The following is an 18,914-nucleotide window of genomic DNA, read 5'->3' as shown; positions in this document are numbered from 1 at the left end:
TTGGGTAAGAAAACTACTTGAGGAAAAATAAAAAGCTTCAAGTATGATAGAAGCCGGATGATAGGAATGCGGCATTACCCCCAACGACGTCATCACAAGCTTATGAGCCTGGATGACATCAATTGGAGACTTTGGGGGTGGACATTGATAATAATTATTCAAAAGAGTGAACGTTGTACTGGCGCCATTTATGCTTGCGCTGCAAGCTTTATTTTAATTCCTCAACTCTTCAAACACGCCTCCGTGGCTGGTAAATAATTTTGCCTTGGAGTACACCCCATTGCTGTCTTTGATGAAATCAATTTGTGCATTACCGTCCAGCACAAAAAGGTTTTTGGAGATATGCGCCAGTTCAGAAATGTTACCTGATAGATTGCAAAAAAGCTTGTTGCCCTCGCGGTAGATAACCAAAGGACCGTATGTGCCGACGAACTTATCAAACTGATCCAAGGGGAGCGTACCAAGATCCTGGTTCACATATAGCGCATTCACCAGGTACTCCATCTTTTGTTTCTCCTTTTCAGTTTCAGCAGCTGCCTGACGCTCTCTGAATATAAGCTCCTGTGCTTTTATAAGTGCTTTTGCAGACTCAACTTTCACATCAGGTATTACTCCTGTTCCTTCCCAATCGGTTTTAGTAACAGGATTGGATGAACGGCCAAAAGGAATATGAACAATGAAGCCCTGCCCCACTGAGAAAGGATTTGTAGGGTGCGCACCTCCGCCGGTTACCTCTCCAACGATGGTTGCCCGTTTGGCCTGTTGCATGCCATAGCTGAAGTCCTCGCCACCGGAGAATGTCTTCTTGCTGGTAAGGATATACATGGGCATGGTAAGGGTCAGGCCGCCTGTTTTAGCCGGATCGGCATAGTAAAAAGTAGTGTCACCTTTCGATCGGTTGATGATGACATTCATAAGGGTCTTTTCTTTGAAAAAATAGCTTTCCAATTGGCTTACCATTTCGGGTTCCCCACCGGTATTTTCTCTTAAATCAATGATGATTGCACTGGAATTAGCTATAAAACTCAACGCTGAAGCTATGGTTGGCTTGGCCTCTTGTACGTGTTCAACAAAAACATTAAAGGGCAAATAGCCTATGTTACCGGGTAAAAGCTCCACCTTCTTAAACATATAATTGTTGTCCTTCACAAAGTTTGCGAACCACTTCTGTTCCTCCTCAGATGGACCTGCGTAGTCTTGTGAATGCCCTTCCCAACCAGGGTTATACTGCACCACCATATGAGGATCACGGTGAACTGTGTTGATATCAACTTGTATCATGGCAGCTAGCTTTTCCGGGTCTGCTGATAGGGAGTTGTAGGCTCCCTTCTTTGCTCGTGACTGAAGATGCTCTGCGATCATCCTGGCTTTATCGTGAAAAATGTAATTCTTCTCCAGCTTCATATTGATTGTGTCGATGAGGTGGCTGCTGGAAAGCTTATTCGCAACCTGGCCGATGCTTAAGTTGCTTATAAATAACAACAGGAAGAAGCAGGTGATAAAGACTTTTATTTTGTTCTGGTACATTCTACTTGATTAAAATTTTGATTTTTTGAGATGATGAAGTACAGACTTCACCTGTATAAGGTGATAGCATAATTCTATTCCTTACCATTCGCCTTAGGTGATCTACCTTCCACTATCCTTCTTGCCTTGCTTGATCAAAATGAGGCTCACTGCTAAATTCCTGTTGAACATTTCTTTGCTGTAGGAGATGTTGGTAAGACCATAGTTGTACCTGATGTCGAGGATGAGACTTTTCTTTTTGAAGGGAAATGTATAGCCGCCACCCATTTGAATGCCTGCCTCAAAACGACTGAAACTTTCACGACCTTCCTTGAAAGACATCTTTGTAGTGAGATCATTAGTCTTTTCAGAACCCGAAAGATTATATGCAATGGAAGGTCCTGCATTTATATGAACTCTACCAAAATGAACACGAGCCAATACAGGTAATTCCAGGCTGTTAAAACGATAAGCAACCTCTGTAGAAGTGAGCGGATTATTACTTTGCAGCTTACCCCCCTTCCTTATATAGTACAACTCTGACAAAACTGAAAACCTGGAAGACACAACAGCCTGGACAGATACACAAGCCTGTAAACCGAGGCTTTGCTTATTGTTACCAGCTACTGATGAGTTATCATTACCATAGTTCAGGTTGCTATTCACCACGTTAAGCAGTGGGGCGAAGTAACATTGAGGAGTGAATTTTTCTTTAACCTCTTTGCCCAAATGCTCTTCGCTTGTTTGGCCAATTGCTTTGCTAATAAGGAACATCATTCCAACTATTACATGAAGTTTCTTGTACATAATGTATTTTTTAAATGATGTAGTTTATTTACATCATGTACCAAAACTAGTTGGACACTTGTGGGCTTTCGTTGACTTTGGGTAAGAAATGAAATGCTTCTTAAATAATGCAAGTATGACCTGTACAACAGGCCTAATACGGCTTAATAATTTGTCCTGTATTTGCACCAAATACACTTTTCCTAAAACCATATTCAAGTTGCTGCATTGTTACCGGTATTTCGCCAGGGAAGAAAGGAAAATATTGAGGCGAGCTTTCAATAACTGTTGGGCTTACTGCATTAATGCGTATTCCATTTTCTAATTCAATGGCTGCAGCACGAACAAATCCTTCAACAGCGGCATTGGCTGCGGATGCATTTGCAAAATTCTTTTGTGGCTCGTGGGTTAAAGCTCCTGTGATGAGTGTGAATGATCCTTTAGGATTAATGTAATGCTGCCCAATTAAAACGAGGTTGATCTGTCCCATCATCTTTCCTTCTACACCATTGCGGAAAGTTTTATCCGTTAGATTTTTCCATGGACCAACATAAGTGGGACCAGCTGTACAGATCAAGGCATCGAAAGCACCGACAGTTTTAAACATGTTTTCAATTGCTACCGGTGAGGTTATGTCAACCTTAACATCGGGACTGTTTCTATCTGCACGAATTATCTCATGCTCTTTCTCGAATGCTTTAGACAAATAGCTGCCCATGGTGCCTGAGGCACCAACAATGATAATCTTCATATTTATTGTTTGAAATGTTTAGTGATTAAAATCAAAAGGAGTGGGTCACTGTTTTTTCTTCATTGAGCTTACCAGTTACCGACTGTTCTATAGCCTGTATTGGCTTCCACCGGTAAAGAAGAAAAGTTGTAACAATAACACAAACTAAACCTGGTACACTTGCTTCTAACCCAAAGCTGCCACCGGTTAACCATTGGGGAGCATCGCCAAAGGATGGCTTCATCAATCTTGCCTGCTCATTGCCGCTGACGCCGAACCCTAATAAAGTCCCCTGCACCCAGTTTGCCATAAAATGCATTGCTATAGGCATGACAAGACTGTTGGTTTTAATGTAGGCAAATCCAAACATCATTGAGGCAATAAAGATGTTGATGGACGCAAGCATTTTAATGGTGCCTGTCATGCCTGGATTATTAATATGCGTAAGTAAAAAATAGGCGGCTATCATCAATTGAGCAATCCATACACCTGTGCTCTTTCTGAGACGCTGAAAAATAAAACCCCTGAAAAGAAACTCTTCTGCAACGGCTACCAAAATAAACACACCCGTTGTGTTGAGAATTGATAGTACATCTCCGCTTCCTAGCTGCCAATCAATAAAACCACACATCATTAAGAACATTGCCGGGAATAGCATTAATAAAGCACCAGCTACTATTCCTATCAAACAATTTTTAACCGCACTCAAATTAAACCCGCCCGTTAATTCTGACATTGGCTTCCTCCGCATTAATTGGCAAAACAAGGTGGCGGCAATTACTATTATCGCCTGGTGTGCTATTGTTACTTCCCAGCCATATTGCTGTGAAATGATTATCAAAGGGATTGTGAATGCTGCCAATACAATGAAGAAAATAGCTACCAACCAAATGCTTCTAACTTGCTTCTGAGCGTTTATGAAAATGTTCATTGCGATTACTTTTTTGATGGTAGTGGGTTCACTTTTTAGAATACTATCCCTGTTTATGCTTTTCAGTTTTTCTACCGGGTCTTGAAACCTGCACACTGATGTTTAGCATTCTGTTATAGCGTTCAATATCCCTGGAAAAATTTACCAGGCCATAGCCATAGCGAACATCCAGAGTGAGTACAGATTGCTTTAAATTGAAGTTGTAGCCGGCACCTGCCTGGAAGCCAAAATCCCAACGTTTAAAGTCTGCAGATGAGTTACCAAATGAAACTTTCTCTGTTGTTTCAGGTGATGTATTCGTACCATCAATTTTCAAACGACCTCCTACATTATAACCCGCATAAGGACCAGCATTGAGATACAGTTTATTGCAGTGCAGCCGAGCTAAAACTGGTATCTCTAAGCTGTTTACTCTAAGCGTTGATTTGCTACCTGTAAGCGGATTGTTCTCCTTTAATCTACCACCCTTTACCGCAAAATACAGTTCAGGCACTACAGAAAACATTGGTGAAATTCCAGCCTGGTAAGAGAAGCCTGCCTGGAAACCCTTGTAGTTCTTTTTGTATGGTTCCAATGCGGTGTTTGATTTTCCGTAGTTAAAATTTGTAGTCAACGAGTTTAGTGAAATACTGAAACGATTCGACTGTGCAGATGAGATGATTGAGACTGTCATAAACAGCAGTACTGCTGTGATTGATTTGATAAGTGATTGCATAATGTTTTGTTTTACTTGTTTTATAAATGATTGAAATAAACTGTTATAACCTTTTAATTATATCGAGAGATATAGTGAATGTTGAAGCCCTTAGCAATAAGCCACCCGGCAAGTATCATTTCATAAATGGCAATAGGGAAAACTGTGGCAATGTCTACTGCAGAAAACAGGCTGATAGAACCGAACATTGTGAAAAGGGAATTAATAAAAACCAGCACAGCTCCTGTCATCCCCAGCACGGAAAGTTTTTTGGGAACAAGCTCGGTTTTAAAAAAAACATAACTGTAGATAAAGGTGTTTATACCTAAGAAGAATTTGGGACCCAGCAGAAATGTCCAGTCATGGAAGGCTTTGGCTATTGTACCAATAGCGGTATAAATGCTTTTATCAGCATCAGCGCTTGCATGATAAGACTGGCTAAGTGTTAGTAAAGACAGTACACTTATCACACCCACAAAAATTGATACACACTCCAGGAAGCGGAACGTGTAGTACCCCGAAGCAAGCCTTTCGTTGTACACCTTTAAATAAGGAAACAACATGATTGCAGTACCACAATTAGCCGCAATTACAAGCAGCTCGAATACAGCTCCTAAAATGATTTGATTAGAGTGAACTGCACCTTGATGTAAATAATCGCTGGTGGCAAGCAGGGGATCATACAATTTCAAACCAGTAATAGCCGTAACGGTTGCCGTAATAAAAAAACAACCGGTGATGATAGCATTGACCTTATCGGTTTTCCTTACAGAAAGGACAATACCATTCCTGTCCTCCCTCACGGAAGGTGATTTTGTTTGTTGCATTTTCAGAATTTTATGAGTTGGAAATGTTTATCAAAGCATACGGTAGATGTAAATCATAGAACAAAATTAGGCTGCAGGTATGCCCTAGTGGTAGGACGGTTTTTCAGTTGTATAGGACTTTTCTCAAGTATTAACGGGAGCAAATTAAGCCTCCCAAACCATTACGACTTTTCCCCTGGTACGCATGGCTTCAATGTAACTGATAGCTGCAGGAATATCTTCAAAAGAGTATGTCTTTTCAATATGCGGAGTAACTTTTCCTTCCTGCACCAAAGAAGCAAGTATTTGCAGATCTTCAGTATTCGCTTCTGCTTTAAACTGCAGTAGTGGGAATTTGCTTGTAGCTTTCTTTAATAATGTCGCAAACATATGTCCTAACGTTGTGAAGCCGACCATGACACCTCGCTGACCCATTCGCTTATAGTCCTTATGAAGAAGATTGCCATTCGTGTCGATTACGAGATCATATTTTCCCTGGTGCTGGTGAATGATTTCTTTATCGTAAGCAATCACTTTGTCAGCACCTAAGCTCTTTACAAAGTCTATGTTTTTACTGGAACAAACAGCGGTTACATGTGCTCCATAGGCTTTTGCAATTTGCACAGCGAAATGCCCAACACCACCAGAAGCACCGTTGATCAACACCGTTTCACCATGCTTCAGTTTCCCATGCGTGATGAGTGCCTGCAGGGCAGTAAGACCTGCAGTCGGTACAGCTGCTATGTCAGAAAAACTGATCTCTCCAGGAATGAGGGCACAGGAAGTTTCAGGCACAACTACATACTCTGCAAATGCACCGCCTTTAAGTGTTTCACCGAAAACACGATCGCCGGTTTTAAACTGCTTTACATTATTTCCTGCCTCTACCACAACACCGGCAAAATCGGCTCCAATGATTTTATCTTTTGGTTTAAATAAACCAAATGTAAATCTTGCGAAGAAAGGTTCGCCCCGAAGGATATGCCAGTCGGCAGGATTGGCGGAATTGGCAAATACTTTTACCAAGATTTCGCCTTCTTTTACCAAAGGCTTTTCTACTTCTTCTAATTGAAGGACGTCGGGGCCGCCGTATACTGTTCTGGTAAATGCTTTCATTTTATACCTTTTTATTTATTCTGCTCTTCTCCGGGAATATTCAATTTCCCTCTAAGACAATGCAAACTTATCAAGCAGGTTTTCCAAAAAGATTATCTTAAGCTAATTAGTTGCCGTGTTGATGTTTTTTTTTATAGTAGTATTGTGATAACATCAGTTAGTGTTTTTTCCCTTTATTTTTTTAAGAATAAGTCTATAACCATGACGGATGAAATCATTTCTTTTATTACCCGATATGTGCCTCTTACAGACGAAGAAATAGCTATCATTCATGAACAAAATTTAATTAGAAGCTATAGAAAAGATGCAATCCTATTATCAGAAGGCGAGTATGCTAAGGAGTGTTTTTTTATTCTTCAGGGTTGTGTCAGGAGCTATTACCTGATTGACGGGGAAGAAAAAACCACTGACTTTTATACCGAAAGCCAGGCTATAACACCTATAAGCTATACACTAAAGGAACCATCAAAATACTTTCTTTCCTGTCTTGAAAACTCTATCATTGCACTTGGCTCAACAGAAAGAAATAATCAGTTATTGGAAAAAATACCAAAGCTCCAGCTCATGGTTGCCCAGTTAAATAGCGAACTTCTTGTACAAAAGCAAGTGTCATTCGACAACTTTAAAAGTTTAAGCCCTGAGGAACGCTATCTAAGTTTGTTGGAAACGCGGCCAGACCTGTTTAACAGGGTGCCGCTTTATCATATTGCTACTTACCTGGGAATTACGCCTGTATCCCTTAGCCGGATGCGAAAAAGAGTATCCACTAAAGTCAAGTAGATTTCTTCTTAAGAAACCATCCTTTTTATCTCTAGATAGCCTTTTGCCATATCATACCATTGTAGGTTTGTGAAGCATTTAAAACAAGCAGCAATTACATCAAACATTGCAAATATTTGCTTTCTTCCTGGCTTTTTATACATTAAGCCACTCATATTAATCCCTATCTCAAATGAGTTGCAATATTAGCTTGTGCAGAACCTAGTTTAATTTATTGTTAGGAGTGGTGAATTAGCTTTAAAAAAATAAAGAGAACTTAGATCAGAGTTAAGCCGCAATTGTCTTTTACCTGGTGCCCTGGTCAAGACCTACCTGGTCAAAACTCTTCTTCAATCAATTCCTTGTTCACCATCAATCCTGTTGTTGTACCCATTGATACAGCATTGGCAACAGTTCGCATACGTGTAGTGTTATCGCCGCAGGCATACACGCCTGGTATGGTTGTTCGTTGTGCAGGATCTATTATTATATATCCATCCTGTGTAAGTTCGCAACCTAACGCTTGTGGAATAGACGAATGTTGTACAAATGGTAAGCGGGCATACATCACTTTTAATGGCGCCATTTTTCCATCTTTGAAAACAATATTTTCCATATAACCGTTCTTGTGTTCCAACCTGCTGATCTCTGCTTCTACAATGCTGATCTTATGTTTATCCAGCTTTTGTGTTTGTTGTTCTGTAAGTGTAGATGCACCATTGGTATAAAGTGTAAGATCTTTAGTCCAGTTTGAGATCAGTGATGACAACTCGAAACCCGTATCGCCATTGGCAAGGATGCCGGTCTTTTGCTGCCGCACTTCGTAACCATGACAGTAAGGACAATGAAGCACGCTGATACCCCAGCTTTCTGAAAAGCCTGGGATGTTGGGCATGGTGTCTTTTATGCCTGTAGCAAAAACAAGTTTACGAGCTGTGAACGTCTCACCTGATTGCATTTGAACTTCAAAACCATTTGGTGTTCTTTTACCAGCCGTTGCCACACCTTCCATGAAGCTTACGCTGCCATACACCAGTACCTGCTGTTTTGCAAGCGTGGCAATTTCTTTCGGTGTCTTACCATCATTAGTGAGGAAGTTATGCGAATGCGGCGTCTGCTTGTTACATGGATTTCCAGCATCAATAACCAATACATTTCTCAATGCTCTGCCTAAAGCCATTGCGGCAGCAAGACCAGAATAACTGCCCCCGACGGTAATAACATCAAATTGTTTTTCTTTCATTTCATTGTTTTTAAAAATGCTAAGCAATGGCCAGTGAGCTATCATTCCTCCTAACAAAACACCTGCTTGTTTTATAAAATCACGTCTTGGCAACATGTTTACTTAGAAGCTGTTTTTTGAGATAGCTGTTTGAGTAAAAAATCCAGAGCTGGTACACCTATAAACATCATCCAAGGAACCAGTGAAATGGTAAGGATAAATGTTCGCTGGTACAATGGCAGCGCTGCCAGGTGTTGCCCGAACAGGAATAAAAACATTGTGATGGAAGGATAAATAACCATCCATATTTTGAGCGACATTAAAATTCTTGCCTTTGCTTTCATGCTAATTATTTTTTTGTGAGTAATGATATTTCTCTCACAAAAGTAGAATGTGCAAAAGGGGGTGTGGTAGGACGCTTATGAAGTTGAATAGGATTTATATAAAATTCTTTCTGAAAGCATCAGGCGACAGTCCTGTATGTTTTTTAAAGAACCGGATAAAGTAGGAAGCATCTTCGTATCCAAGATGATCTGCAATTTCTTTCACCTGGTTTGGTGTAGCCAGTAAATATCTTTTTGCTTCAAGCAGGATGTATTCATCTATCATCGCCGAAGCCGTTTTTCCAACTGCTGTTTTTGTTATTTCATTTAACTGGTAAGAAGAAAGGTTCATTGAACTGGTGTAGTAAGTAACCTGCTTCTGCATGGAAACATTCTTTTCCAATAAGTCTGTAAACTCTTCAAACCTTTCCTGTGTATATTCATTACTGGATGCAGCTGTATTACCAGCGTCATCACTTTGACGAACGTACTCAATAAAAAACATTTCAAGTCCAGCTCTTATGGCATCCCTGTAACCATCCAGTTTATTGGTATACTCTTCAAATAAATTAGCTAACAGTGAATGAATTTTATTAAACCGAGTTTCATCAAAGTCGCAGAAATTCTTACTGCTTGCTTTTCGCAAACGTTGTGCAGATAGCTTATTGGATGGATGATAAAACTCTGTATCAAATTCTACCAAATAACCGGCTGCACCTGCCTTTAGCTGGAGTTCGTGAACCTGCCCCGGACGTAACATAAAGACAGATTTATCAGAAATTCTGTGTGGAGTGAAATCAATTTCATGAATACCATCGCCTGCTTGTAATAACAAAATGAAAAAGAAATTGTGGCGATGCAGATCATGCTGCAGGTCGGTGCCATTTAGAATTTGCTCCACCTTTCGGATGCTAAAACGACCGGCATTACTTTGCTCACTATGTGTAGCGGTAATTTGCCTGATCGGAATTGTTTTCATGCGTTTAAAGTTATTAATAGTCTTCAACGAAATGAAGCCGTCTTTTTAAGAAATTAAAAGCGACACTATAAATATTCCTTATAACAGCAGGCAAACAAAAAGGGCTGCTCCTTTCGGAACAGCCCCATGGTGTATACGAACCCCCGCAATATTATTGCTTAACAATCTTGATGCTTCCACTTTGTGTGGTTAGTACGTACGTACCTGGTTGGAAAGCTGCCACATCCAGCACCTGCATGCTTTGCATTGTGAAAGTTTTGATCACTTTACCACTTACATCACTGATACGTGCTTCTGTTCCGTTCAGGTTCCTGTCGATATTGGTGATAGTGATGTGGCTGCGTGCAGGCACCGGCGATACGGTAATAGCTGCCTGTACTGCTGTTCTTTTTACAAATACTACATCGCTGTACTCGAAGCTGCCAGACTGTTTGGTTTCTTTCAAACGGTAGTAGTTGATGCCTGCAGTAGGTTTACCATCGCGTAGTTCATAACGGCTACCAGCACCAGTGTTGGTTACTGTACCTATTTTAGAGAAGCTACGACCATCCAGGCTCTTTTCTACATCATAGCCAGTAGTTCCACTTTCGCCGGCAGTCTGCCACCTGATGATGTTGTCTGCACCTGCAGCAGTAGCAGTAAGTGACACCAGGGTTATAGGTAGTGGGCTAGACGCCTGTGTACCAGAAACAACCAAAGAAAATGGTTTAACATCTGCAGGAGAGGTAGAGGCCTTCCTGATGTAGATGGTATAAGTTGCTCCGGCTACAGGGTTCTCGATGATCACCTGGCGATAGTTATTATTATCGTTTTGAAACCATGCTGTTCCTTTGGCTGCATTTTGCGTGCGATTAGCCATACCCATTGGTCTCCATGGACGGGTATCGGTAAACGTAGCCATGTGGCGTACCATAAAGTCAAAGTGGTGTACCAGCCTGCCTGTTGATTGATCTACAGGATCAGTAGCTGTTTGCTCAGTACCTTCATCATCTGTCCATGCGATAGACACGATCAGTGGCTCGTTGCCGGCCGCTGTTACAGTTACAGGTATTTCGGATACACCATCATTAGCAGGATTGGTAGTAAACTCTGTGATGATGGCTCCTTGTGGAGTGGCAGATGTTTTTGCTTTTTTGATAAGGTTACCCGCTTTGTCTGCACTTAATAATCCCCATCCGAATTTGTAATCAGGACCAGGATTTCCCAGGTCGTGTGCAGTATGCATCATAACAGCTTTAAGTGTAGCAGAACGCATGTAGCTGCCTGCAAGCTGGTGATGGTATTGCTGTAGTAGCAGTCCTACTGCCGCCGCTGCAGGGGTAGCATACGATGTACCGCTAGAGTTTACACCGTTGCCGCTGTAAGTTTGGTCTGTAGCATATTCTGATGAGTTAATACCTGTGCCTTTCGCTACCAGGTCTGGTTTAAACCTTCCGTCGTCAGTAGGTCCCCAGTTGCTGTAATCACTCATGGTGCTGTCGCCATTCAGTGCACCAACGGTCATTACGTTTTTAGCAGCAGATGCACCGCTGATAAGATCAAAACCAGCCTTTGTCATATTACCATTTGCAGACTGCTCGTTTCCTGCTGCTACAAAAGGCAGGTACAGCGGAGCATTCTTTGCTATTTCATCCCACTGCTGCGCTTCCTGGTCGTATGCACCAAACTGCCACACAGGTGTAGTGTTATCATTTGCCAGGCCATACGAGTGATTTGAAATAAGGAAACCACTTGTAGCGAAGGCTGTCATTTCTGCCTGGTCGCTGGTCCAGTCGTAGTTGCGTGCAGTGGCGCCAAAGGCAATACCCCGTGCCGATGGTTGATTTGCCAATACCTTTCCCACCATGGTTCCAGATACGTGCGTCATGTGGTTGTTTCCCTTGGTGCTGTTAAGTGTTTGGCCGGCTTGCATTGTCACCTTGCCTGCCAGCAGTTCGTGGGTTGATCTTACTTGTCCACCATCCCATATACCTGCTACCATACCGGTACCATCAATGTTTGCTCCTACGCTGCCACCCGGGTGAAGTTGGTTGGCGCCAATCATATCGCACGACTCTACATTCTTCGTGTTGATGTATACCGGGTTACCCTGGGCATCTATGTACTTGATGTAGTACAGGGAGCCATTCTTTTCGAAATAGCGTTTAGCACCAGGAGTGCGTTGCAGGTAAGCTTGTACAGCTGCTTCATCTCGTTGCAACCTGCTGTTGATGTTTACCAGCTGCTTATTAAGCGCTGCTACATTACTTGCAGCTTGTACCTGCTTACGTTGTTCAGGAGATTGTGCAGATGCGCTAATGCTAATACCTATTGCCGCCATAGCAAGCAGCAGGTGTGCATTTCTTTTGGGTAAAGGTTTTTTCATGTTGATTCTTTGTTTTGAGAAAGTGAAAGAAGTATAGTTTGAGAGCAACGTCAAGTGATTTTGACGAATTGAGGCGGAACCCTATATGTTTTGAGGTGGAAGAGTTGTTTATACACATGCGGGAAGCATAGATTTGCGCATGTTCAATGCTAAACCTCTTGCTGTCTTACTGCTGGTTGTGTTGTTTATGTCATGCAAAAGTGGGCAGCAGTTGCCAGCCAACCTGAAGGACAGCTTCTTTATTTACCTGGATAAAGGAGATGAGGCATACGCCGGCAAAACGGGTTTTAAAAACTTTGAAACAAGCCTCGAGTACTACGACAAGGCCCGCGCAATAGCTGATGAAACGGACGACACGCTTTTATTGGCAGAAGCCATTTTTGCTAAAGGACGGGTATTTGATGCATGGAACCGCGATCCGCAAAACACCATAAGCCACTTCAGCCAGGCTGCTGCATTGTTTGCCACTATGCCACAGGTACACAGGCGCTATTTATATGTAAAACACCTGCTGGCACATGCTTACGACAAAATGGGAGACAGCATCAATTGTGTATCGGTACTGCGGGAGCTATACCACGAGATACAGCCACTGCCAGACAGTTTACGATCTAAACTGGGTTTTACTTCGGAGATGGCATTGGTAAGTACAGAGGTACGCAATTACCCGCTGGCTGATTCTATTTTGAACAACCTTACAAGTAGAGCATGGATCGTTAACGATAGCAATACGTACAATTATCTGGATCACTATTACCTGGCGCAAAGCAGGCTCGACGTTCATTACAGGCGCCATATTCCTTCGCCGCATGTAGACTCGCTGCGGAAGGTAGTTGACAATGCTGCCACCCTCGACAAGATGTACTATGCGCTTAACCTGTCACAGTTGTATGCTGGCGCTGGCAGGTACGACTCCGCTTTCAGTATGCTGCAGATGCACAACCAGCTGGCAAACCAGGTAAACAACAACGCAGATATAACCAGCATGGAGGAAGCACTGCTGCGTAGCGAATTACAGGCAGAGAAGAGGAAGACGGAGTACAAATCAACCCTGCGGAGAACATGGGTAACGGCAATATGGATACTCAGCATTTTATTAGGTTTCATTACTGTACTCAGCCTGCACTTGCAGCGCCAGAAAAAAAGGTATAAAGTACAGACAAGGAAACTGGCGGCTACCAATCACGTGCTGGACGAGAAGATAGAACAGGTGCAGGTAATGAACAAGGAGATTCAGCACAGGGTAAAGAACAACCTGCACATGGTGTTTAGCCTGCTACAGATGCAGGAACGCAAGACAACACACCGCGAAACTACCAACAACCTGCAGGCGGCAATGTTGCGCATAGAAGCCATTGCTTCGCTAAACAATGAGTTAGTTGAAACAAGTCAGAACCCGGATCTTGCAAAGCACATCAAACACCTGATGTCTTCGGCTATCAACTGCCTGTCGAACGATGGCAAGATCGTAACGCAGATATCAGTAGAGGTAAACCAGATGCCCCTGAAGTGGTACCTGCCTGTATCGCTCATCATCAATGAATGGGTAACCAACTCGCTCAAGTATTGCCAACCTAAGACCGACCTGGTGGAACTGAATATTGCTATCTGCAAAAAAGAAGATGGCATCACTGTTACCTACAACGACAATGGGGAGATACAGCCAAAGCAGCCTGAGGGATTAGGAAGCCAGATCATTCACATGCTTTGCAGGCAGATATCCGCTAAGATAGAAACCCTTCACAACAACCCTTACCATTACCAGCTAACGCTTAACTATGACTGATAAGATAAAAGTATTAGTAGTAGAAGACGAAGCCATCATTGCAGAAAACCTGCGCTATAGCCTGGACGATCTTGGCTTTGACGTAGTAGCTACCTGCTATACTTACCAGGAAGCTGTAGAAAGTATACATCGATCTGCCGTAGACCTGCTACTGCTCGACATCAACCTGCAGGATAGCAACAAAGAACACAACGGCCTGGCACTCGCCAAATATGCCAGGGAAACGATAAAGAAGCCTTTCATTTTTCTTACTGCTTACAACGACCGGCAAACAATAGACGACGCCATTGTACTACAGCCAAATGGTTACCTGGTAAAGCCGGTAAATAGTGCAACACTTTTTGCTACCATACAACTGGCGCTCGAGCGCTACAGGACACAATCTGCAATGGATGGAAACGCTAAGGCGAATGACGCACCTGATTACTTCTTTGTGAAAGTTGGTTCCCGCACTACCAAGGTGCTTTGGGATGATGTTTATTACATAGAAGCGGGAAAGAATTATGTAAAGCTGCGGTCGAAGAGCACCAGGTTGGATTATCCCGTACGTGGTTCTTTAAGTTACGTGGTGGAACAATTGATGCCTGCAGGTAAGCGCAATGATTTCATCAAGATAAACAGGAGCATAATCCTGAACCGCAACTATATCACCGGCTATGATGCCAACTATGTGTACTGCCACAACGATAAGTTTGAGAACGGGAAGACAGGATTGCAGCAGTTGGTAGAGCAATTCAAGGCATAGCAACACCAGAGGTTGTTACACCATGGCACTTTCAAAAACACTGGATATTAAAGTGTCCATCGTTCGTGCCTTTCTGCCAATTCCACTTGATGAGCGGCAAGAAAATATGTATCACATCTAACAGTTTATTTTCTCTTTTTCTGCTGTAAATACACCACATTATGTGATTTACGCATGCATTAGCAGCAGGTAGTTTTGCCTCACTAAAAAGCCGGGTAACCGGTTAATCAGCCGCAACCAACAATACCTGTTTATGAAGACTTTCACTGCTACCACCAGCACGGTGGTTATGACTTTGCTTTTGCTCCTTTGCAGCAATCTTTCTGTGTTGGCTTCGCCCCCCACCACCAATGCCACCAATCTTACATTTAGCTCCATTGACGGTGACAGGGCCACCCTTACCTGGACCAATGGAAACGGCACTAAACGCCTGGTGGTAGTAAGGAAAGATCAACCTGTAACGGCCACACCGGTTAATGGTGTAACGTATACAGCTAACGCTAAATTTGGCGATGGAGATGCCTTAGGCACGGAGCAATATGTTGTTTATAACAATTCCGCAACCAGTTTTACACTTACTGGTCTTACCCCGTCCCACACTTATTATGTGGCTATTTACGAGTATACAGGTGACGGTTTCCAGACTGAATATCTAACCACCAATCCAGGTACCGCATCTGTTACTGCACTCAGTGCACCTACTGTACAACCCTCTAATATCACTGGCACGAATATCACCGGCAACAGCATCAAGATCTCTTTTACCAAAGGAAATGGAGCACGTAGAATAGTAGTCATAAGAGAAGGAGCGCCAGTGAATACCAACCCAACCAACCTGGTGGCTTACAACGGTAATCCTGGTTTTGGTTTAGGTTCACATTTGGGCAATGGCAATTATGTGCTCATGTCAAGTACACCGGAAACAGTGACCGCTACCAATCTTGAGCCGGGCAAAACTTATCATTTTGCCGTTTTTGAATACAATGGCAACGCAGGTCCTGTATACCTGACTACAACACCTCCCACGGCAAGTTTTACCACTGCACCACGTCCTTCAGTTGCTAGTTCTGCAATGACGTTTTCAAACATCGACGGCATTACATTCCAGATGGCTTTTACTACAGGCAATGGTAGCAGAAGATTGGTAATAGCAAAAGCCGGCAGTCCTGTTACAGCTACACCTGTTGATGGTGAAAATTATACAGCCAGCAATACCTTCGGTAACGGCCAGCAAATAGCACCGGGTGAATTTGTATTGTCTAATAACACCAATTCGCAGATAAGCCTGCTGAGCCTGCAGCATTCCACCACATACCACTTTGCCGTGTTTGAATATGATGGCACTGGCTCAAATACCCGCTACCTTACAGCCTCTTTTCTTACAGGCTCAAGGTCTACCGCGGTTACACCTACAGTAGAAGCCAGCAATGTCATCATCACCAATATCACCAGCAACCAGGCTACCATTACATGCACAAAAGGCAATGGCGACAGAAGAATTATACTGGTACGTGAGGGTTCGCCGGTAGATGCACTTCCTGTAAACCTGGTACATTATTCTGCACATGCAAACTTTGGTGTAGGAAGCCAGGTGGGTACAGGTAATTATGCTGTTTACTACAACACCGGCAATACGATCACGGTAAATAATCTTTCTCCAGAAAAAACTTACCATGTAGCGGTAGTTGAAGCCAATGGCGCTAACAACCCTGTTTATCTTACCACTGCACCAGCTACAGGAAGCTTTTTTACAACACTTAAACCAACCATTCCAGCTTCAAACATGACCTTTACTTCTGTTGATGGAGCTTCTATGGATCTTTCGTGGACAACAGGTAATGGCACAAGAAGAATAGTTATTGCACGTGCAGGTGCACCTGTATCAGCAGTGCCTGTAGATGGTACAAACTATACAGCAAGCAGCACACTTACCAGCGGCCAGGAGATACTGCCGGGAGAATATGTTGTTACGAATTCGACTGCATCGTCTTTGCAATTGAAAGGTCTTGCACCCAATACTGTTTATCACTTTGCAGTATTCGAGTATACCATCAGCAGCGGCCTCAACTATTACCTTACCAGCCAGTTCCTTGCTTCCAGCAGGTCTACTTCTGTTACCCCTGCATTGGCTGCCAGCAATGTTGTTATTTCTGATGTTACGAGTAATTCTGCTAAGATCACCTGGACCAATGGTGATGGTGGAAGGAGATTGGTAATTGCTAAAGCAGGAAGTTCTGTAGATGCTACTTTGAATAACCTCACATACTACACACCAAATTTGATCTTTGGTTCCGGCAACCATTTAGGAAACGGAAACTTTTCAATTTATTCTTCTACCGGTAACACTGCTACTGTTACAGGGCTGCAACCAAATACTCAGTATCATTTTGCCGTATACGAATACAATGGCAACAATAACCCTGTATACCTGCAAACTGCAGTTCCCCGCTCCAGCACAACAACTGAAGTAAGACCAACCCAGCCATGCACAGCTGCTGTTATAAGTGCAGTAGAAGGTAATGCCATAACCCTGCAATGGACCAATGGTACAGGTACAAAAAGAATTGTTGTTGCTAAAAAAGGCGCACCCGTTTCAGCGGCACCTGTAGATGGTACAACGTATACCAGCAATACAACTTTTGGAAATGGAACGCAATTGCTTCCCGGCGAATTCGTGGTCTACAACGGCTCCTCAAGTTCTGTAGAGATAAAAGGTTTAGAAAAATCTACTATTTATCATTTTGCAGTGTACGAAGCAGATGGATCTGGATCTGCTATTACTTATCTTACCTCGGCTTTCTTAAGTGCACAAGGAACCACGCTTAACGCTCCTACTGTTCAATCGAGCAATGTATTGTTTTCAAATATTACCAGCAGTACTGCTACCGTTACCTGGACCAATGGCAACGGATCGAACAGGATTGTGATAGCACGTAAAGGAAGTCCTGTAACTGCTGTGCCGGTTGACTTTGTGAACTATTCAGCAAGTACTGCATTCGGCAATCAGACATTGACCACAGGTCAGTTTATCATCTTCAAAGGAGCAGGTACCAATGTAGGCGCCACCAATCTTGAACCAGGAACAACCTACCACTTCGCCGTGTATGAAATGAATGGCTTGCATGGACCGGTGTATCAACTAGCCAATCCAGCTGTTGGAAGTGTTACAACACTTGGACCTCCACTGGTTGCCGCACAAAGCATTGTGTTCAACAGTCCTGCATCTACTTCAGTAGAAGTAAGATGGACAAACGGTAGCGGCCAGCGCAGGATTGTGGTGGCAAGAGAAGCCGCACCTACAGATTTTGTTCCGGCTAACACAACAACTTATACAGCTAACAGTTTCTTCGGTACAGGACAGGCTGTAGGTACAAACAGTTTTGTAGTATTTGACGGCACATCTGATCATGTAACGGTTACCAACCTGCAGCGTGAAAAAGTTTATTACTTCACCGTATATGAGTACAACCAGTTTCCTACAGGTCCTGCATATTTGACGGCCAATGCTCCTACTGCTATGTTCAATGGTGTGCTACTTCCTGTAACGTGGATAGATGTGCAGGCGAAGCATGTACTAACTGGAGTAGAAGTAAAATGGACCATAGAAGAAGTAAACAACAGCCGCTTCGAAATAGAACGCAGCAGCAATGGATCAAGCTATAGAACCATCGCTACTGTAGCCAGCAGGGGATCAGGCCGCCACACGTATACTATCAATGATGTTAACCATCCAAGTGGAACCAACTACTATAGAATTAAACAAGTAGATAAAGATGGTCAATCAAGTTATTCTGCGGTAGTAAAAGTAGTAGCTACAGTAAATCATGTAATGGTGATAGAGCAGCCGGTAGTTACGCATTCGTTGAAAATACAACTACCGCAGTTGGTGCATGGATCTTCAGTAGTCATAACTGATATGTCGGGTAAGAAGGTTGCGCAGGCCGCGGTTAATAATACTGTACTGGAACTGCCGGTTGCACATCTTTCTGCTGGTCTTTACAATATTAGCCTGCTGCAAAGCAACCAATTGATCAACACGAAACGATTTGTAAAGCAATAAGTGAGCTAATGATCTGAGGAATATTGCACAGCATTGCTTCACCAAGATCATGTTTTGTTAAGCATGTAGTGCAAATACTTTAATTAAAACAAGAAGCCCTGGTTTT

The 18,914-nt window shown here is 42.9% G+C and carries 15 protein-coding genes; 4 read left to right on the top strand and 11 right to left on the bottom strand.

Features of this window, described 5'->3' with window-relative positions; genetic code table 11:
* Positions 1 to 213 precede the first annotated feature (213 nt).
* The 7 genes from J4N22_RS12045 to J4N22_RS12015 form a co-directional block, all read right to left on the bottom strand.
* Positions 214 to 1,527: a S41 family peptidase gene (locus J4N22_RS12045; protein ID WP_207494874.1), complete on the bottom strand. Its 1,314-nt coding sequence runs from the start codon at positions 1,525 to 1,527 to the stop codon at positions 214 to 216.
* 102 nt (positions 1,528 to 1,629) lie between these two features.
* Positions 1,630 to 2,313, bottom strand: coding sequence for a porin family protein (locus tag J4N22_RS12040; RefSeq protein ID WP_207494872.1), 684 nt, complete (start codon positions 2,311 to 2,313; stop codon positions 1,630 to 1,632).
* A 133-nt stretch (positions 2,314 to 2,446) separates the two neighbouring features.
* Positions 2,447 to 3,043 carry a short chain dehydrogenase gene (locus tag J4N22_RS12035; protein ID WP_207494870.1) on the bottom strand — a complete coding sequence of 199 codons (597 nt, stop codon included), beginning with the start codon at positions 3,041 to 3,043 and terminating at the stop codon, positions 2,447 to 2,449.
* Between the two features lie 31 nt (positions 3,044 to 3,074).
* Positions 3,075 to 3,908, bottom strand: a complete 834-nt coding sequence (locus J4N22_RS12030; RefSeq protein WP_207494868.1) for a CPBP family intramembrane glutamic endopeptidase — start codon at positions 3,906 to 3,908, stop codon at positions 3,075 to 3,077.
* A gap of 88 nt (positions 3,909 to 3,996) precedes the next feature.
* Positions 3,997 to 4,668, bottom strand: coding sequence for a porin family protein (locus tag J4N22_RS12025; RefSeq protein WP_207494866.1), 672 nt, complete (start codon positions 4,666 to 4,668; stop codon positions 3,997 to 3,999).
* Between the two features lie 53 nt (positions 4,669 to 4,721).
* Complete coding sequence (locus tag J4N22_RS12020) at positions 4,722 to 5,474, bottom strand: DUF4386 domain-containing protein (RefSeq protein ID WP_207494864.1); 753 nt, start codon at positions 5,472 to 5,474, stop codon at positions 4,722 to 4,724.
* A gap of 144 nt (positions 5,475 to 5,618) precedes the next feature.
* Positions 5,619 to 6,569, bottom strand: a complete 951-nt coding sequence (locus tag J4N22_RS12015) for an NAD(P)-dependent alcohol dehydrogenase (protein WP_207494862.1) — start codon at positions 6,567 to 6,569, stop codon at positions 5,619 to 5,621.
* Positions 6,570 to 6,770: 201 nt separating this feature from the next.
* Here J4N22_RS12015 and J4N22_RS12010 point away from each other — a divergent pair, with 201 nt between their 5' ends.
* Entirely contained in the window at positions 6,771 to 7,349 is a 579-nt protein-coding gene (locus tag J4N22_RS12010; RefSeq protein WP_207494860.1) for a Crp/Fnr family transcriptional regulator, read from the top strand.
* Positions 7,350 to 7,665: 316 nt separating this feature from the next.
* Here the strand turns inward: J4N22_RS12010 and J4N22_RS12005 are convergent, their stop codons facing one another.
* The 4 genes from J4N22_RS12005 to J4N22_RS11990 all read right to left on the bottom strand — a co-directional run bounded on the left by J4N22_RS12005 (position 7,666) and on the right by J4N22_RS11990 (position 12,217).
* Complete coding sequence (locus J4N22_RS12005; protein ID WP_342450933.1) at positions 7,666 to 8,667, bottom strand: NAD(P)/FAD-dependent oxidoreductase; 1,002 nt, start codon at positions 8,665 to 8,667, stop codon at positions 7,666 to 7,668.
* A 2-nt stretch (positions 8,668 to 8,669) separates the two neighbouring features.
* On the bottom strand, positions 8,670 to 8,894 hold the full coding sequence (locus tag J4N22_RS12000; RefSeq protein ID WP_207494858.1) for a putative antibiotic biosynthesis monooxygenase: 225 nt from the start codon (positions 8,892 to 8,894) through the stop codon (positions 8,670 to 8,672).
* Positions 8,895 to 8,988: 94 nt separating this feature from the next.
* Positions 8,989 to 9,852 carry a helix-turn-helix transcriptional regulator gene (locus J4N22_RS11995; RefSeq protein ID WP_207494856.1) on the bottom strand — a complete coding sequence of 288 codons (864 nt, stop codon included), beginning with the start codon at positions 9,850 to 9,852 and terminating at the stop codon, positions 8,989 to 8,991.
* Between the two features lie 151 nt (positions 9,853 to 10,003).
* Entirely contained in the window at positions 10,004 to 12,217 is a 2,214-nt protein-coding gene (locus J4N22_RS11990; RefSeq protein WP_207494854.1) for a S8 family serine peptidase, read from the bottom strand.
* 139 nt (positions 12,218 to 12,356) lie between these two features.
* On the opposite strand from J4N22_RS11990, the gene J4N22_RS11985 reads away from it, so the two are divergent.
* From J4N22_RS11985 to J4N22_RS11975, 3 genes are all read left to right on the top strand, one after another.
* Entirely contained in the window at positions 12,357 to 14,003 is a 1,647-nt protein-coding gene (locus J4N22_RS11985) for a sensor histidine kinase (protein ID WP_207494853.1), read from the top strand.
* A complete protein-coding gene (locus J4N22_RS11980) occupies positions 13,996 to 14,748 on the top strand; it encodes a LytR/AlgR family response regulator transcription factor (RefSeq protein ID WP_207494852.1) in 753 nt (250 codons plus the stop codon). Before J4N22_RS11985 ends, J4N22_RS11980 begins: the two co-directional genes overlap by 8 nt.
* Positions 14,749 to 15,001: 253 nt before the next feature.
* A complete protein-coding gene (locus tag J4N22_RS11975; protein WP_207494851.1) occupies positions 15,002 to 18,808 on the top strand; it encodes a fibronectin type III domain-containing protein in 3,807 nt (1,268 codons plus the stop codon).
* Positions 18,809 to 18,914: the final 106 nt, after the last annotated feature.

The organism is Aridibaculum aurantiacum (assembly GCF_017355875.1).
GTDB lineage: Bacteria > Bacteroidota > Bacteroidia > Chitinophagales > Chitinophagaceae > Segetibacter > Segetibacter aurantiacus.
Note: the sequence above shows the minus strand (reverse complement) of the source record. Positions and strands in the feature narration are given on the sequence as shown.

What these genes read in the sequence shown, in the direction of transcription:
- J4N22_RS12045 (WP_207494874.1), bottom strand. Translation starts at nt 1,527, where the DNA reads ATGTACCAGAACAAAATAAAAGTCTTTATCACCTGCTTCTTCCTGTTG.
- J4N22_RS12040 (WP_207494872.1), bottom strand. Translation starts at nt 2,313, where the DNA reads ATGTACAAGAAACTTCATGTAATAGTTGGAATGATGTTCCTTATTAGC.
- J4N22_RS12035 (WP_207494870.1), bottom strand. Translation starts at nt 3,043, where the DNA reads ATGAAGATTATCATTGTTGGTGCCTCAGGCACCATGGGCAGCTATTTG.
- J4N22_RS12025 (WP_207494866.1), bottom strand. Translation starts at nt 4,668, where the DNA reads ATGCAATCACTTATCAAATCAATCACAGCAGTACTGCTGTTTATGACA.
- J4N22_RS12020 (WP_207494864.1), bottom strand. Translation starts at nt 5,474, where the DNA reads ATGCAACAAACAAAATCACCTTCCGTGAGGGAGGACAGGAATGGTATT.
- J4N22_RS12015 (WP_207494862.1), bottom strand. Translation starts at nt 6,569, where the DNA reads ATGAAAGCATTTACCAGAACAGTATACGGCGGCCCCGACGTCCTTCAA.
- J4N22_RS12010 (WP_207494860.1), top strand. Translation starts at nt 6,771, where the DNA reads ATGACGGATGAAATCATTTCTTTTATTACCCGATATGTGCCTCTTACA.
- J4N22_RS12005 (WP_342450933.1), bottom strand. Translation starts at nt 8,667, where the DNA reads ATGTTGCCAAGACGTGATTTTATAAAACAAGCAGGTGTTTTGTTAGGA.
- J4N22_RS12000 (WP_207494858.1), bottom strand. Translation starts at nt 8,894, where the DNA reads ATGAAAGCAAAGGCAAGAATTTTAATGTCGCTCAAAATATGGATGGTT.
- J4N22_RS11995 (WP_207494856.1), bottom strand. Translation starts at nt 9,852, where the DNA reads ATGAAAACAATTCCGATCAGGCAAATTACCGCTACACATAGTGAGCAA.
- J4N22_RS11990 (WP_207494854.1), bottom strand. Translation starts at nt 12,217, where the DNA reads ATGAAAAAACCTTTACCCAAAAGAAATGCACACCTGCTGCTTGCTATG.
- J4N22_RS11985 (WP_207494853.1), top strand. Translation starts at nt 12,357, where the DNA reads ATGTTCAATGCTAAACCTCTTGCTGTCTTACTGCTGGTTGTGTTGTTT.
- J4N22_RS11980 (WP_207494852.1), top strand. Translation starts at nt 13,996, where the DNA reads ATGACTGATAAGATAAAAGTATTAGTAGTAGAAGACGAAGCCATCATT.
- J4N22_RS11975 (WP_207494851.1), top strand. Translation starts at nt 15,002, where the DNA reads ATGAAGACTTTCACTGCTACCACCAGCACGGTGGTTATGACTTTGCTT.